This window comes from Brevibacterium epidermidis NBRC 14811 (assembly GCF_001570805.1).
Lineage (GTDB): Bacteria > Actinomycetota > Actinomycetes > Actinomycetales > Brevibacteriaceae > Brevibacterium > Brevibacterium epidermidis.
Genome location: NZ_BCSJ01000001.1, coordinates 26533 through 41835, shown reverse-complemented (window position 1 = coordinate 41835; position 15303 = coordinate 26533). Strand labels below are relative to the sequence as shown.

At 61.7% G+C, this 15303-nt stretch carries 14 protein-coding genes; 10 read left to right on the top strand and 4 right to left on the bottom strand.

Going from position 1 to position 15303, the window contains the following annotated elements:
• The first annotated feature begins 119 nt into the window (after window positions 1-119).
• From BEP01S_RS00170 to BEP01S_RS00155, 4 genes are all read left to right on the top strand, one after another.
• Window positions 120-1406, top strand: coding sequence for an adenylosuccinate synthase (locus BEP01S_RS00170; RefSeq protein WP_062239097.1), 1287 nt, complete (start codon window positions 120-122; stop codon window positions 1404-1406).
• A 293-nt stretch (window positions 1407-1699) separates the two neighbouring features.
• Complete coding sequence (locus BEP01S_RS00165; RefSeq protein WP_062239094.1) at window positions 1700-2626, top strand: Bug family tripartite tricarboxylate transporter substrate binding protein; 927 nt, start codon at window positions 1700-1702, stop codon at window positions 2624-2626.
• Entirely contained in the window at window positions 2623-3177 is a 555-nt protein-coding gene (locus tag BEP01S_RS00160) for a tripartite tricarboxylate transporter TctB family protein (RefSeq protein WP_167348238.1), read from the top strand. The genes BEP01S_RS00165 and BEP01S_RS00160 overlap by 4 nt, the downstream gene beginning before the upstream one ends.
• On the top strand, window positions 3174-4685 hold the full coding sequence (locus BEP01S_RS00155; protein ID WP_062239089.1) for a tripartite tricarboxylate transporter permease: 1512 nt from the start codon (window positions 3174-3176) through the stop codon (window positions 4683-4685). The genes BEP01S_RS00160 and BEP01S_RS00155 overlap by 4 nt, the downstream gene beginning before the upstream one ends.
• Before the next feature lie 20 nt (window positions 4686-4705).
• On the opposite strand, the gene BEP01S_RS00150 is transcribed toward BEP01S_RS00155, so the two are convergent.
• Complete coding sequence (locus tag BEP01S_RS00150) at window positions 4706-4981, bottom strand: hypothetical protein (protein ID WP_157070467.1); 276 nt, start codon at window positions 4979-4981, stop codon at window positions 4706-4708.
• 169 nt (window positions 4982-5150) lie between these two features.
• On the opposite strand from BEP01S_RS00150, the gene BEP01S_RS00145 reads away from it, so the two are divergent.
• The 5 genes from BEP01S_RS00145 (at window position 5151) to BEP01S_RS16710 (ending at window position 10039) form a co-directional block, all read left to right on the top strand.
• The gene (locus BEP01S_RS00145; protein WP_062239083.1) at window positions 5151-5990 is read left to right on the top strand and encodes an urea carboxylase-associated family protein; all 840 of its coding nucleotides are present in this window, start codon (window positions 5151-5153) and stop codon (window positions 5988-5990) included.
• A gap of 28 nt (window positions 5991-6018) precedes the next feature.
• Window positions 6019-6933 (top strand): arylamine N-acetyltransferase family protein, encoded by a 915-nt coding sequence (locus BEP01S_RS00140; protein ID WP_062239080.1) that lies wholly within the window; start codon window positions 6019-6021, stop codon window positions 6931-6933.
• Between the two features lie 54 nt (window positions 6934-6987).
• Complete coding sequence (locus BEP01S_RS00135) at window positions 6988-7839, top strand: helix-turn-helix domain-containing protein (protein WP_062239077.1); 852 nt, start codon at window positions 6988-6990, stop codon at window positions 7837-7839.
• An 80-nt stretch (window positions 7840-7919) separates the two neighbouring features.
• Window positions 7920-8330: a VOC family protein gene (locus tag BEP01S_RS00130; protein WP_062239075.1), complete on the top strand. Its 411-nt coding sequence runs from the start codon at window positions 7920-7922 to the stop codon at window positions 8328-8330.
• Between the two features lie 431 nt (window positions 8331-8761).
• Window positions 8762-10039, top strand: a complete 1278-nt coding sequence (locus tag BEP01S_RS16710) for a DUF4365 domain-containing protein (protein WP_157070466.1) — start codon at window positions 8762-8764, stop codon at window positions 10037-10039.
• 177 nt (window positions 10040-10216) lie between these two features.
• On the opposite strand, the gene BEP01S_RS00125 is transcribed toward BEP01S_RS16710, so the two are convergent.
• Complete coding sequence (locus tag BEP01S_RS00125; protein ID WP_062239072.1) at window positions 10217-11377, bottom strand: GAF domain-containing protein; 1161 nt, start codon at window positions 11375-11377, stop codon at window positions 10217-10219.
• A gap of 154 nt (window positions 11378-11531) precedes the next feature.
• Between BEP01S_RS00125 and BEP01S_RS00120 the strand changes: the two genes are divergently transcribed.
• Window positions 11532-13352 carry an NAD(P)/FAD-dependent oxidoreductase gene (locus BEP01S_RS00120; RefSeq protein ID WP_062239068.1) on the top strand — a complete coding sequence of 607 codons (1821 nt, stop codon included), beginning with the start codon at window positions 11532-11534 and terminating at the stop codon, window positions 13350-13352.
• A gap of 171 nt (window positions 13353-13523) precedes the next feature.
• On the opposite strand, the gene BEP01S_RS17030 is transcribed toward BEP01S_RS00120, so the two are convergent.
• Window positions 13524-14486: an endonuclease domain-containing protein gene (locus BEP01S_RS17030; RefSeq protein WP_244881996.1), complete on the bottom strand. Its 963-nt coding sequence runs from the start codon at window positions 14484-14486 to the stop codon at window positions 13524-13526.
• Window positions 14487-14686: 200 nt separating this feature from the next.
• Window positions 14687-15208, bottom strand: a complete 522-nt coding sequence (locus BEP01S_RS00110; protein WP_062239061.1) for a TetR/AcrR family transcriptional regulator — start codon at window positions 15206-15208, stop codon at window positions 14687-14689.
• Window positions 15209-15303: the final 95 nt, after the last annotated feature.

Sequence of the window (15303 nt, the reverse complement as noted above, 5' to 3'; positions counted from 1 at the left end):
GGTGCCCGACGGGGCACCACCTCGGCGATATGATGCGCCCGATGGCGGCTGCGTCAGTGTGACCCAGTAGACTTAGCGAGTAATGACATCCCCTTTTCACTTCGAGGTGAAGCACTCTCATGCCAGCAATCGTTGTCGTCGGCGCTCAGTGGGGCGACGAAGGTAAAGGTAAGACCACCGACATCCTCGGCACCAGCGTCGACTACGTGGTCAAGCCCAATGGTGGGAACAACGCCGGCCACACGGTTGTCGTCGGAGGAGAGAAGTACGAACTCAAGCTTCTGCCCGCCGGTATCCTCTCACCCAACGTCACCCCGGTCATCGGCAACGGCGTCGTCGTCAACCTCGAGGCGCTCTTCGAGGAGATCGATGCGCTCGAGTCCCGCGGCGCCGACACCTCGAAGCTGCGGATCTCGGCGAACGCCCACCTCGTGGCGCCGTACCACCAGACGCTGGACAAGGTGACGGAGCGGTTCCTCGGCAAGCGCGCCATCGGCACCACCGGCCGCGGCATCGGCCCGGCGTACATGGACAAGATCGGGCGCCTGGGCATCCGCGTCCAGGACGTCTTCGACGAATCCATCCTGCGGCAGAAGATCGAAGGGTCCCTGCGGCAGAAGAACGAACTGCTCGTCAAGGTCTACAACCGGCGGGCGGTGTCGGTCGAAGAGATCGTCGAATACTTCGAACCCTTCATCGAACGGCTGCGCCCCTACGTCGCCGAGACCGAGCTCATGCTCAACGAGGCGCTCGACCGCGGTGAGGTCGTCGTCATGGAGGGTGGCCAGGCGACCATGCTCGACGTCGACCACGGCACCTACCCGTTCGTCACCTCGTCGAACCCGACCGCCGGCGGATCCTGTGTGGGCACGGGCATCGGCCCGACCCGGATCAACCGCGTCGTCGGCATCGTCAAGGCCTACACCACACGCGTGGGAGCCGGCCCGTTCCCCACCGAACTCTTCGACGAGATGGGCGAATACCTGCAGAAGGCCGGCGGAGAATTCGGAGTCAACACCGGACGTCCGCGCCGCTGCGGCTGGTACGACGCGGTCATCGCCCGCTACGCCGCACGCACCAACGGCTTCACCGACTATGTGCTCACGAAGCTCGATGTGCTCACCGGCATCGACCGGATCCCCGTCTGCGTCGCCTACGACGTCGACGGAGTGCGCCAGGACGAGATGCCGGTGTCCCAGACCGAGTTCCACCACGCGAAGCCGATCTTCGAGTACTTCGACGGCTGGAGCGAGGACATCACGAAGGCCCGCACCTTCGACGACCTTCCCGAGAATGCGCAGAAGTACGTGCTCGCACTCGAGGAGCTCTCGGGCTGCCGGATGTCGGTCATCGGCGTCGGCCCTGATCGCGAACAGTCGATCGTGCGCCACGACCTGCTGGACTGAGCAGGCTCCCAGGGAGCCTCCGGACCTCGTCACATGCCGAAGGGCGGAATCGACATTGTGTCGGTTCCGCCCTTCGGCATCTGCCCGCTGGGTGGGAACACCGGGCAGAGCACTCAGGCTGCTTGTCTCATTCTCGCAAGATTCGTTGAGGTTTGAGGGCTCCGACGGGTAACGTGCCGGTCATGCTCCACTTCGGATTCCCAATGGCGAGAAGATCCCCAACAAGACGAACTCTTCTGCGCGTCGTCGCAGTGTCTGCGGGACTATCGCTCGTCGCGTCCACGACAGCCTGTATGCCGGACGTCCACAGAAATGATGGCTTCCCTCCGCCCCGGGTCACCGCGATCGCTGCAGGTTCCCCAGGCGGCGGCCTCGATCTGACGACACGCATCACGAACGACGGCTTCGAAGCCGCAGGAATCGACACCTTCATGTCGATCGAGAACATGGGAGGCGGCGGAGGCAATCCGGCTCGTGCCGCCGTCCTCCAACGGGAGAATGACGGAACGTCGGTCGTGTTCGAGTCCAACCGGATCTTCCTCTCGAACATCACGGGAACGACAGACATGTCTCTGAACGACTTCACGCCACTGGCTCAGCTGACGACCGACTATGAAGTGTGGATCGTGAAATCCGGATCGAAGTACGACTCCGCACAGAAGGTCCTCGATGCGATCAAGGAGGACGTAGGCTCGGTCAACTTCGGAATCGGGACCGTACCCAGCGACGATCAGCTCAACGTCCTTCGCCCCGCCAGCGAATACGGAGTCGACGACCTGTCCAAGCTCAATCTCGTCGCGTTCTCGGACGGTGGCGACCTCAACAACGAACTGTTGGGCGGACGTATCGATGTGGCATCGACGGGGATGTCGGAAGCGATGGAACTCGTCGACAGTGGAGATGTCGAAATCATCGCAGTCTCTGCTCCGGAACCGGTCGATTCAGCACCAGGAGTTCCGACGTGGCACGACCTCGGAATGGACATCACGATCAACCACTGGAGAGGAGTCTTCGGCCCGAAGGACATGCCTCAAGACGCAGTCGACTGGTGGCGAGAGTCACTGAAGAGGGCCGTGGAGACCGACGAATTCGCCAAGCAGTCAGAGGCCTTGGGGATCAACCCCGAGTACGTCGCCGGGGAGGAATGGCTCGACACGGTGATTCGACCCGAGCAGGAAGAATCGACCGAAGTGCTGCAGAAAGTGGGGCTGGTGAAATGAGCGCGAATCCAGATCCGACCGCGACTCGACCGGTCGACGAACGACACCAAGAACCTGGAAGTCGGACCACCTCGGCGATGGTATCGAGCATTGTGCTTGGCTTCCTCGCGATCTTCTACCTCATCAATGCCTTCCTCCTGCCCAATGCCGCGGGGGAAGACGGAATCGGTCCGAAAACGTTCCCTCTGGTCGTTGGAGTAGTTCTGTTCTGCACAACCACCCTCGGGATCATCGCGATTCTGCGCGGAAGCGTCGACGTCAGGCCGGTCGGAGGACAGGAGATTCTGCGTGTCGCATGGTGCATCGTCCTCTTCGGTCTGTATGCGGCCTCGATCTTCCTCATCGGATTCGTCGAAGCTTCAGTCATCTTCTCGATGCTGGTCTCGATGACGGTGTTCGGAGTTCGTCTCAGTGCGCCACAAGCCGTTGGACTCTTCGTCATCAACCTTGTGATCGCGATGGTTCTGTTCCTCGTGTTCGATGTCTGGCTCAACGTGCTGCTGCCTGTCGGCTGGTTGGAGTACTGGGTATTCGGAGGTCTGCAGCTGTGAGCACAATCAACGATCTCCTCTCCGCTCTGGGCGGTATCGCCGCATCACCGACTCTGCTGTTTGTCATTCTGGGCGGCGTCGTCCTCGGAACCATCGCCGGTCTGCTGCCCGGCATCGGTCCGTCGACCGCTATTGCGCTGCTCCTACCGGTGGCGATCACAGTTCCGGCCGAGATCTCTCTCCCACTCATGGTGTCTCTGTATCTCGGCGCGGAATACGGCGGCAGGATCTCGGCGATCCTGCTGAACATCCCAGGCGATCCCGGCGCCATCATGACCACACTCGACGGTCACCCGATGGCGCTGAAAGGCAAGGCGGCCACCGCCCTGTCGATCTCCGCCATCGCATCATTCGTCGGCAGTGTGCTCGCATTCCTGGGACTCGCCTTCATCGCGGGACCGATGTCGGAACTCGGCCTGGCGTTCGGCCCAGGCGCCTATTTCGCCGTCGTCGTCATGGCACTCGTACTCAGCGCCACCCTCGTCGGTTCGGCCCCGATGCTGGGACTGACAGCGGTTGCCATCGGAGTGGCCGTGTCGACTGTCGGCATCGAGCTCCAATCCGGACTTCCGCGCTTCACCTTCGGCAGCTTCACCCTGTTGGAGGGAATCGACTCGATCGTCGCTATCATCGGCGTCTTCGGCGTCGGTGAGATTCTGGCCAGCACCACAATGGGCAGAGACTCCCAGGTGATGTCGAAACTGTCGGGACGTTTCCTTCCGACTAAGTCCGACCTCAAGCAGGGAACACTTCCCAGCCTGCGAGGATCGGTCATCGGGTTCGTCGCCGGCGTGCTTCCCGGCGCAGGAACGACGATCGCTGCCTTCTTCTCCTACGGGCTTGAAAAGCGACTCGCCCCTGCATCCGCAGGCATGGGCAAGGGCGCCGTCCGCGGATTGGTGGCCCCGGAGTCCGCGAACAATGCTGCGGTGTCGGGTTCGATGGTGCCTCTGCTGACCTTGGGCATTCCAGGTTCGGGAACGACCGCGGTTCTGCTTGCCTACCTGATGATGTACGGCCTCAATCCCGGTCCCGGTTTCTTCGACGCGAACCCGGAACTGGGATGGACGATCATCGGGGCGCTGCTCTTCAGCGCGGTCCTCGGAGTCGTCATCAATATCGGTGCGTCTCCGCTGCTGGCGAAGATCCTGTCGATTCCGATGCCGTTCATGGCTCCGGTCATTCTCATCCTCGCGCTCATCTCCTGCTACAGCATCCACAATTCGGTGACCGATGTGTACATCGCACTGGCCTTCGGCGTGCTCGGTTATGTGATGCGCCTGGTCGGCATGGCACCGGCTCTTTTGGTCATCGGACTCGTCCTGGGAGAGATGCTCGAGCGGAACCTGCAACAGGCTCTGGGGCTGACCGGCGGAGACTTCTGGGCAGTTGTCACTGACCCCCTGGCCATGGTGTTCCTCATCGTCGCGATGTTGGCGCTTGTGTCGGTGCTGCCTTGGAAACGGATGCTCCGGAAGAAGAACGCTGGGGCCCACGTTGATGCCTGAGGTGCTCAACCCAGGTGGTTCTAGTCCCTCAGCCTGCGGATGGACTCGATCGCTCCGTCGTAGGCAGCGGCGATGTCGACGAGGTCGATCCGGTCCGGCAGGTCCCCAGGAGGCTGATGGCTGAGAAGGAATTCCACGGTCGCGCGGACAGAGGCTTCGTCATTGCCCAAGACTCCGTCGGAGACCTCTTCGGCATCGTCGAACATCAGAACGATCTCGTCGGTTCCCGTCGTTGAGCGGATGCTGGCCAGGAACTCCCCCGTGTCCTGCATCTCCACGTCGATCTCTTCAGCCATTCCGACCTCCCACTGCTCGGTGCACGCGGTTCGGTGCATGCGACGACGCGGCTCATTCACCTGCGTCGGCTCTCTGATTTCAGCATAGACCCGACGACCACCGTCTTGGACAGCCGGTCAGAAGCTGGCATCGTTGCAGGCAACATGACTACGGAGGAGGATGCGTCCAATGGCTCAGAGCCGTCTGCAGGAAGCCGCCTATCAGGGCCCCGCGCTCGAGGTCGACAGTGACTTCTACTCACAGATCGGTGAGGACACCGACTCCCGGGAAATCATCGACGAGTTCACCATCCCCATCCGCTCCGGACAGGCGTGGGACATCCCTGCCGGCCACGTCTGCCGCATCTCCACCGTCGACGGCCCGCAGGTCGGCGACCTCAATCTGTGGAATCGCCACGATCCCAGAGAACGGTTCTGGGCCGCACGGACCCGACAGCTCCAGGCGGCACACGTGTCCACTTTCGATCGCCTGTGGTCGACCCTGCCGTTTCTGCGGCCGATGGCCACCATCGTCGGCGACACACTGTCCGACTACGGCATCGACCCGGAAGGCGGCCGCGTGCACGACACCTTGGGCACCCGATGCGACCCTTATGTGTCGCAGATACTGAGCGGCGTCGACTTCGACTACCACTGCCATTCGAACCTCGTCCGCGCCATCCTGCCGTACGGTCTCACCGAATTCGACGTCCACGATGTGCTCAACGTCTTCCAGTGCACGGGGTTGAACAGCAACGACGAATACTTCATGAAGACCTGCCCGGCACGCCCGGGCGATTACTTCGAGTTCTTCGCCGAACAAGACCTGCTCGCGGCCCTGTCCACCTGCCCCGGCGGGGATCTGTCCGCACCGATGTTCGGTGACGGCTCGTCCGATCCGGTGGAGAACTGCCACCCACTGCAGGTCACGGTCTATCGGCTCCCCGAGGACCTCCTCGGCGAGTGGGAGCAGCCGACGTCGCCGAACTATCGCGGAGCCCACGGACTCCGACCCCAACCGTGGGCGTGAATTCGCGCCCGCAATGGAAGCACCGGCAATGACACCGTCATCGCTTGCAGCCCGGTATGCCGACCGGCTCGGACTCGACAGCTCGGAGGACGGACTGCGCCGTCGGGCGCTCGGGACGATCGACGACATCGTCGACCTCATCGACGAGCTGCTGACCGCCCACGTCCGGTCGATCTGCTTCGAGAACCTCGACGTCATCGCCGCACGCGCGGCAGGAGAATCGCGGGGCATTCCCACCGACCTCGACTCACTGACGGCGAAGCTCTTGGACGCCGGCCGCGGCGGCTACTGCCACGAACACGCGACACTCATCCGCGCCGTGCTCCGAGAGCTCGGGCTGAGCGCGCACCCGATTCTCGCCCGCGTTCACCTCGGCGACGGGAGGTCCGCGCCCGGACCGCTGACCCACCAGGCGACGATCGTCGAGATCAAGGGTCGGCGTTTCCTCGTCGACCCGGGGTTCGGCGGTGGGACGCCGCAGTCTGCACTCGCACTCGAGGCGGAGTCGAAACCGCGGACGACAGAGCACGGAGAGCACAGGATCGTCCCGGCCGACACCGTGCTGGCACCGGCGATGCGAGCGGAAGCCGACTGGGCGCTGCAGTCGCGGACCAGTGCTGACCAGGAGTTTCGCACCGTCTATGCCTTCGCGGATGTCCCACGTGAACAATCCGACCTCGAGGTGTCGAACTGGTTCACCGCGACGAAACCCGGCACGCGCTTCACCGGCGCACCGGTGGTGGCCAGGACGCTCGACAGCGGCGGAAAAGTGTCGCTCGAAGGTGGCGAGCTGCGCAGCCTCCGCCCCGGTGACGAGCCCGAACGCATTGAGCGGACGGTGACCGATGCCGCCGACTTCGTCGCCGTTCTCCGTGGAGAATTCGGGCTCGATCTCGACCGGACTTTCACCGACCCGATCTGGGGCGTGGTCGAACGATCGTGACGGGCCGGGCCGATCACGCCTACCCGCCCGCACTCGCGGGTCTACACTGGCGCCATGTCCGCGTCGCGCACTGACGACCTGATCGGCCGGCCTCACCCGAGTCTGCGGCCGTTCGTGGGTGACTACGTCGGCTACGACATCTCCGGCGTCCCCGCGGGGACGCACCTCGGACTGCCATCGGGAACTCTGACTTTCATCGTCTCGATCGACGAACCACTGTGCCAGGTCGATGCCCTCACCGGCAGCCGTGAGCATTTCGACGTGCTGCTCGCCGGCCTTCACCTGCGCTCGACGCTCATCGCCCACCCCGGTGCGATGTCGGGAATCCAGATCAATTTCAGCCCGTCGGCTCCACGGGCGTTCTTCGGAATCCCCGCCGCAGAATTCGCCCACCACAGCGTCGACCTTGCGTCGATCTCCCGGCCGCTGGCCGCGGAACTGCACGAGCGGGTCAACCTGGAGACCGAATGGTCCGCCCGCTTCGCCGCCATCGACGACGTGCTCATGCGCACGATCGATGACGCGAATCGTCCGCGCACCGAGGTGGCCGCCGCCTGGCATCGGATCGCCGACAGCCATGGCGGTCTGCCCGTCTCCCTCGTCGCCGATCACGTCGGATGGAGCAGGCGCCATCTGGGCAGCCAGTTCCGATCCGAATACGGGATCGGACCCAAGGACGCCGCCCGCATCGTCCGCTTCGATCGGGCGCGGAGGCTCATCCCGGAAGGCCGGGGCAGTTTGGCAGAGATCGCTGTGAGCTGCGGCTATGCCGACCAAGCGCACCTCAACCGGGACTTTCAGGATTTCGTCGGTCTCAGCCCCAGCCGGTGGCTGGCCGCCGATGACGTGGCCCGGACCCGGACTGAGGGGACAGATTCAGTGGGGGCCGCCTCGGCGAGGGGATGACCTGTTCCCATTTGTCCAAGACGTATAGGTGGGTGCGCGTCGATGATGGAATTCCAACTGCGACGACCTCAGGAGTGACCATGTCCGAGAACCATGCCAACGTCTGGCCCACCTTCCGCTATCGCGATGCCAAAGCCGCGATCGCATTTCTCCAGGAGGCGCTCGGCTTCGACGTCGTCGCCGAGTACACGAACGCCGACGATCCGAACCGCGTCGATCACGCCGAACTTGCCTGGTCCGAGGGCGGGGGAGTGATGCTCGGGTCCGTCCGCGATGACGGCGGGGTCATGACGAAGACCGGAGTCGCCTCGGGGTCGGTGTACCTGGCTTCCGGAAACGTCCGTGAGCTCCACGCGCGTGCGCTCGCCGCCGGCGCCACCGAAGTCACGGGACTGACGGAACAGGACTACGGATCACTCGACTTCGCCATCCAGGATCCCGAAGGGGTGCTGTGGTCGGTCGGGAGCTACCGCGGGGCCGTCGTGTCCTAGGCGAGTGAAATGGCACCGTACGGTCACCTCCGTGACCACAATATTCCCCGCCGGTGGTGGCAAAAAGGGGGTTTTGAGAGCAGTTGCGAGATGAGACGCTGCCGTTATTCGTCGCAGAAGCCAGCGGTCGTAGTTGCGGTGCTTCAGTCGCAATGCTGTTGCGGCGTCCTGTTTTCGAAACGGGTCAAGGGCGGCAGCCGCATGAGCCCAAATTGTGAGATTCTAGGCACCAGTCTCTAGCGAGGGTGCAAATCGGTGGGCTTGGCAGTCGTTGAACTCACTCGAGAGCTACGAGAGGTCTTTGGCGCATAAATATTTCTGCAGGTAACTTGAATACCGTGGAGTAAGTCGCACTATTCGATTATCATCGTCAAATTGATATGAGCAATTTTTCAGATTTCACGATTCTCCCGTCTGTTAGCGTAGTGAGCATGGCTTTCTTGGACAGGAATGGTGTGCAGGGGGCTCAAGCTGAGCATCGCACGGCTGAGCTGCTGATCGGCGCTGGGTGCGCGGTCAATTCGCTTACACAAATGGACTATGGGCTAGACCTGCATCTAATGTTGCCCAAATGGCCGCCTGGTGCTCAACTTGATCATTGGGAAGTTGGTGGACGTACTGCGCATGTTCAGGTTAAATCGAGTCGGTCTAGCGCGGATCCCTCTGTGAAACTCGAAGACGTTGAGTCGTGGCTGGCACAAACGCGTTCAGGTAGCCCGACCTTTGTGTTCGTTGTTGACTTCGATGAAGCAGGAGATCTGAAAGTCTGGGTACAGGATCCGCGTTCTATTCGGCTGTGCATGGAGCGGGCGCTTTCCAGAAGCGAAGGAAGAGTGGAAGCGCGTACAAGGCGTTCAGATGGCGAGAATAAGATGGACGACAGCGATCAGTCTGAAACGGATTCGTCGGTTGAAAACTATTCAGACAGACTGAAAAATGTGTCTCTAACGAAATCTACTGGATTCCCGCTAGATATAAAAAATTTGCCGTGGATGTTAGAGGCGTGGGGGAGATATCCTCAAATTCTTCTGGATGCAAATTATCCGCCGCCTGTATTGTGGAAATATCTGGGAGATTTATCCGAGGGCGACAAAAAAGATTTAATCAGAGAAGCTGGATGTTTTGTTTCCGAATTGGTTACCTCGTGGCTATATGAATATGGATACGATCCAAATGATACATTCGAAGATAATGATCCTATCGCTCGATTTATATTTGCTGGATTTGCCTCGTATTTCGGCCTCGGGCTTCAAGAGTTGAGTCCCGAAGAGGAGTTGGATATTGGTGCGTATGCGGAGGTCATAGCGTTCGCCATACCTGAATCTTATGAATATGCGAATATCACTGCGCCAGGAAATCCTGGGTTAGCTCCAATGTATGAACTCCAGGTCAATTGGGCTTATGAATCAGAGCAGGCGCGCAAGGATAGGGTGAAGCGGGGAGCTCCAGAAAAGGCCCAATACATGCAGCGGTCTTGGTTGCGTTCAGGGTATCGCGCTTTTGCGTGCCTTCCAGGTCGAAGGGTGGACCCGGCGGAGGCGGTAGGCACCGTAGCATATTTCTTCGCACGGCTTTCAGGTCTTACTTCGTCCTGTTTGGATGACGCTTCATTCGGCGATCTAGTTAAGAGCAATATCGTTGACCGTGTATACACTGGTCATGCAAGTGGGCCAATCTATGCATCGGTATATTATGACGAGAATGCGTAGAAGATTGCTCTTTTTGAATAAAGGCGGTAAATGGGGTAGGTAGATTGTCCGAGCGAATAGTAAATGAACGGCCCGGAGTGTTATTCCCAGAGCCTGCTATTGACTAAGTGTCTCAAGTTGTCAAATTGATTGTGAATATCGTCGAAATGTTTTGTCAGACGACTTATTTGGAGCTTCTCATTCCACCCGCGCGTCGACGCCCTCGGCCCACCGGTACGGTCGGGTGGCGAGCAGCGCCCCAACCGAGCGGCGCAGACGCGAGACCTCAGCGCGGACGGTGACCACATGGTCGCCGTCCCCGTAGAGGCGCTGGCTGAGATCGGCGGCACTGATCCCTGCAACACCCGCCGAGGTGACCGCCGCCAGAATCTGCGCCCTCCGCGGCGTGAGCGGAACGACGAGGGGGTCGGTACTGGAATGGATGTCGAGCACGGGTGGGTCCTGTCTCATCCGCAGAGTCACCGAGGCTCGACGGTCGCCGGTGGGCCGCAGCAGCCACCCGCCGGTGATCTTCTCCGGCAGGCACAGACCGGCACCGGGAATGAGGATCGAGCGGTCGGCAGCGGGGGCCTCGATGCGGTCGCGGCTGCGCACTCCCTGCTGGTAGGCCACCCATCCGGCATCGTCGACGACGAGTGCCGGGCCGGACGTGCCGGCGAGCATCGCCGACATCCGATCGCGCAAGGTGTTCAGTGCTTCCTGCTGCGCGATCATCAGTCTGGCCTCGGCCAGACGCACCGCCGTTGTCACCAAGGACTGCACGGCCGGGTGGAGGGTCATCGCCGGGCCGCTGATGTCGACGACTCCCAACAGGGTCCCGTCATGCGGGTCGTGCACGGGGACGGCACTGCAGTACCAGGGATGCTGAGACGCTTCGAAGTGCTCGGCGGAGAAGAGCTGGACGGGTGCCTCCTCGGTCAGCGCCGTGCCGATGGCATTCGTGCCGACCTTGGCTTCGGACCAATGAGCTCCATCGACGAATCCGAGCTCATCGGCTTGGCGCCTCGCGGACGCCGCACCATCACGCCACAGAATGACGCCATCGGCATCGGTGACGACGAGGATGAACGGAGCCGCATCCGGAGCCCGCAGCAGCACCGACCGCATCTCCTCGACGACCAAGCGCAGCCGCGAATTCCTTCTCCGAGTCTCCAACTCAGTCTCATCGGCGACGATCCGCGCATTCGCGCCATCCGGGTCCAGCCCCAAGCGCAGCATTCGATCCCACGAGCGCCTGACCAGCGCGCGCGGTTGCACCGGGGGAGACGCCCCGGTGATCACAGCATCGTGAATGCGTGTCAGATCCCTGGCGAGATGCGCCAGATCCGGCTGAAGCATGCCTTGAGTATAAGACGGGAACGCGCCCCTGACCATGGGGTCGAAGCGTCTGTGAGAATCCCGCCTATGTGCGAGCCATGCAATCCGATGCAACTCTTCCGAGCCGTGAGCGTCCGTCCTAGTTTGGAGTCACTGAACTCAACGAGGAGGAAAGATGACAACGACGCTCGACCGTCCCCAGCTGACTGCCGATGACATCGCAATGAGGTGGCTGCAGGACTTTGAATCGGCCCTGAGCCGCCGGGATATTCCGGCCGCCGCCGGACTGTTCGCCACGGACAGCTATTGGAGAGACCTTGTGTCCTTCACTTGGAATCTCAAGACGGTGGAGAATCCCGATGGGGTCACCGACCTGCTCACCCATAACCTCGACCGCGTCTCGCCGGAGGAGTTCGAACTCAGCGAGCCGGCGGCAACTGCCGACGGAGTGACCGAAGCATGGTTCACCTTCACCACCTCGGTGGGGCGTGGCAAGGGACTCGTCCGCCTCATCGACGAAGACGGCACTAAGGCCTGGACCATGCTCACCTCGCTGCAGGAGATCGCCGGTCATGAGGAGCCGCGCGGCACTCGCCGGGTCAAAGGCGCCGAACATGGAGTCGATCCCAACCGGAAGAGCTGGTCGGAAAAGCTCGCCGAGGAGGACGACGCCTGGGGCAAGACCGCCGATCCCTACATCCTCGTCGTCGGCGGCGGGCAGGGTGGGATCGCCCTCGGCGCTCGTCTCCGCCAACTCGGGGTGCCGTCCCTGGTCATCGACCGGTGGGAGCGGCCGGGCGATCAGTGGCGGTCGCGGTACAAGTCGCTGTGTCTGCACGATCCGGTCTGGTACGACCATCTGCCGTATCTGAAGTTCCCCGACAATTGGCCGGTGTTCGCGCCGAAGGACAAGATCGCGGACTGGCTGGAGTTCTACACGAAGGTGATGGAGATTCCGTACTGGTCATCGACCACAGCCGCCTCGGCGAAATATGACGAAGCAGCCGGCCGGTGGACGGTCGAGGTCGACCGGAACGGGGAGAAGATCACTCTGCACCCGACCCATCTGGTGATGGCCACGGGCATGTCGGGCAAGCCGAACATCCCCACCTTCCCCGGCTCGGACATCTTCAAGGGCGAGCAGCAGCACTCCTCGCAGCACCCGGGCCCCGACGCCTACGCTGGCAAGAAGGTCGTCGTCATCGGCAGCAACAACTCGGCGTTCGACATCTGCGGCGCCCTGTATGAGAACGGCGCCGACGTCACGATGGTGCAGCGCTCGAGCACGCACATCGTCAAGAGCGACTCGCTCGTGGAGATCGCGATGGGCGACCTGTACTCCGAACGCGCGCTGGCCAATGGTGTGACGACGGAGAAGGCGGATCTCATCTTCGCGTCACTGCCGTACCGGATCATGCACGAGTTCCAGATCCCGCTCTACGACCAGATCAAGGAAGCGGACAAGGACTTCTACCAGCGGATGGAGGATGCCGGGTTCGACCTCGACTTCGGTGACGATGAGTCCGGGCTGTTCCTCAAGTACCTGCGTCGAGGGTCGGGGTATTACATCGACGTCGGATCCGCCGAGCTCGTCGCCGACGGCAAAGTGAAGCTGGCCAAGGGGCAGGTCGACCACCTCACCGAGGATGCCGTCGTCCTCTCCGATGGGACCGAGCTGCCGGCTGACCTCGTCGTCTACGCCACCGGCTATGGTTCGATGAATGGGTGGGTCGCGGACCTCGTCGATCAGGAGACCGCGGACAAGGTCGGCAAGTGCTGGGGCTTGGGGTCGGAGACGACGAAGGACCCGGGTCCGTGGGAGGGTGAGCAGCGCAATATGTGGAAGCCCACCCAGCAGGAGAACCTGTGGTTCATGGGCGGCAATCTGCATCAGGCCCGCCACTACTCGCTGTACCTGGCGCTCCAGCTCAAGGCTCGCCACGAGGGAATCGACACCCCGGTGTACGGACTGCAGGAGGTTCATCACCTGAGCTGAGGTTGAGAAGTCTGAGAAGTTCTCAGGTTTCGGGGTGGCCCGCGCTTGGTTGTTGCTTTCATCGCGGGAAGCTCTAAGACTTTCGGACGATCCGTGCTGACTCAGACCTCGGTACTCAGCACGGATCGTCCGGAACTCACAGTCCCAAGCGGAGTCGGTCGTAGGCAATCGTCATCTTCGATAGCGGCTGTGATGTCCCGGGCGAGGTTCGAGTCCCAAGTGATCACGAATCTGTGCCTCTAACAAGATGTAGTTGGTGTTGCTCGTCACGTGGAGGACCGTCCATCCCTCAGCCCGAAGTGCTTCGTCGCGTCTGAGATCGCTTTCTCTCTGGCGTTTCGACTCGAAATGGTGACCGCCTTCGTACTCCAGAGCGAGCCGCGTGTCAGGATAGCCGAGGTCAGGTTCGACTATGCGCCCAAGGATGCGGCTGAGGGTCTGAGGGTGAACGACGGGTTCAGGGAGACCGACCTCGACGGCCCACAGCCGCAGGTCTGTCTCCGGCGGCGAATCGACATTTGGGCGGGCAAGACCGACCGCCTCGGAGAGGTGTTCTCGTCCCCGGATAAAAGGACGTGTGCGAACGCAGTCACGCAGTTCGTCGAGACCGATCTGCGGTGGTCCGTGCCAGTTGCCAACGGCCGCGTCGCAGAGTTTCACGAGGTCGCGTTGCAGCAGGTCGCCTGCGATGCCGATGACGACCTCTGCAGGAGCGAGAACGGGCAACTCGAACCATTGTGTGACGGTCATATTCGTCATTCGGCGCAGTGTGATTCCAGGGAGTCTGATCCGGGAATTGGGATTTGTGACTGAGACATGGAGCTGCGACGTCATCCAGTTGGACGGAAGAGGCCAGCCATAGAGCCGCGCGGCAAGGGCGTGGCCAGCAGCAATGTCTGGGTAGTGAAGGAGTGCGGCTCGGAGCCTCTGCGCATCAAACAGCCAGCTGGTATCAGCCCATGCAGGTACCGGACGACGGTCGAACCGTTCGCGGTCCATCCGTACGCCTGGGAGCACCTGCTTATAGCGCTTCGAATGATAGAGGCTGTGCCTTGTGATGCCTCGTTCGATGTAGTCCCGGGTTCGGAAGACCTCAGGAAAATCGTGCATCACCCAGCGGGTGTCAGCGGACATAGGTGCCAGCCTCGTCCGCTGGCCACGGAAAGGGAATGGCGAGAAACCGGCGTGTGGATAAAGAATCGCTATCCACAGTCACCTACGTGCGAGTGCAACTGCGGCGGCGCGCCGACTTCCGGACGATCTGTGCGGGAGATTGACGCAAGATCCCGCACGAGATGTCCGGAACTCCATGTTCGAAGGCAGTCGCAGGTGCCTTAGAGGCCCAAACGAGTGAGCACACGCTTCACGTGGTCGAGGGCCTCATCCTGTGACAGCCCGAAGTTCTGGTTGAAGTACATTCCGTCGCCGATGAGCTGAATCGTCATCGCCAGATCAGCATCGCCGAGGTGGTTGTTGAGAGCGTCGAACCACGCTTCGCGTGTGCGACGCAGAGCCGCCTTGGCGTCCTCGTTCTCGAGTGCAAGGCAGCCGGCGGCGATGAGGCTGCGATCCAGGGGAGTGCCGACCTCGGCTGAGGTCTCGAGGTAGTAGTAATGGAGGCGCGCGCCGGCAGCGTTCATCTCCTCGACGTCTTCGGCGACCAGCTGGTCGAGGCGTTCCAGGCTGCCCTTGATGAGCTCGGCCTTCGACCCGAAATGATAGAGCAGACCGCCTTTGGAGACTCCGGCCTTCGCCGCTACTGCGTCCAGAGTCGCTCCGGCGGTGCCGTGTTCGTCGAGGAGCGTATCGAAAGCGTCGAGGAGCTTCTCCTTGGTTGCGGTCGGATTGCGTGCCATAGCCACGAGCCTAGTCCATGGCTGTACTTACGAGACGGACGTGTGCCTGGTGTTCTGCCTGCTGGGCATGCATGAGACCGCTCGGATTCCTCGCG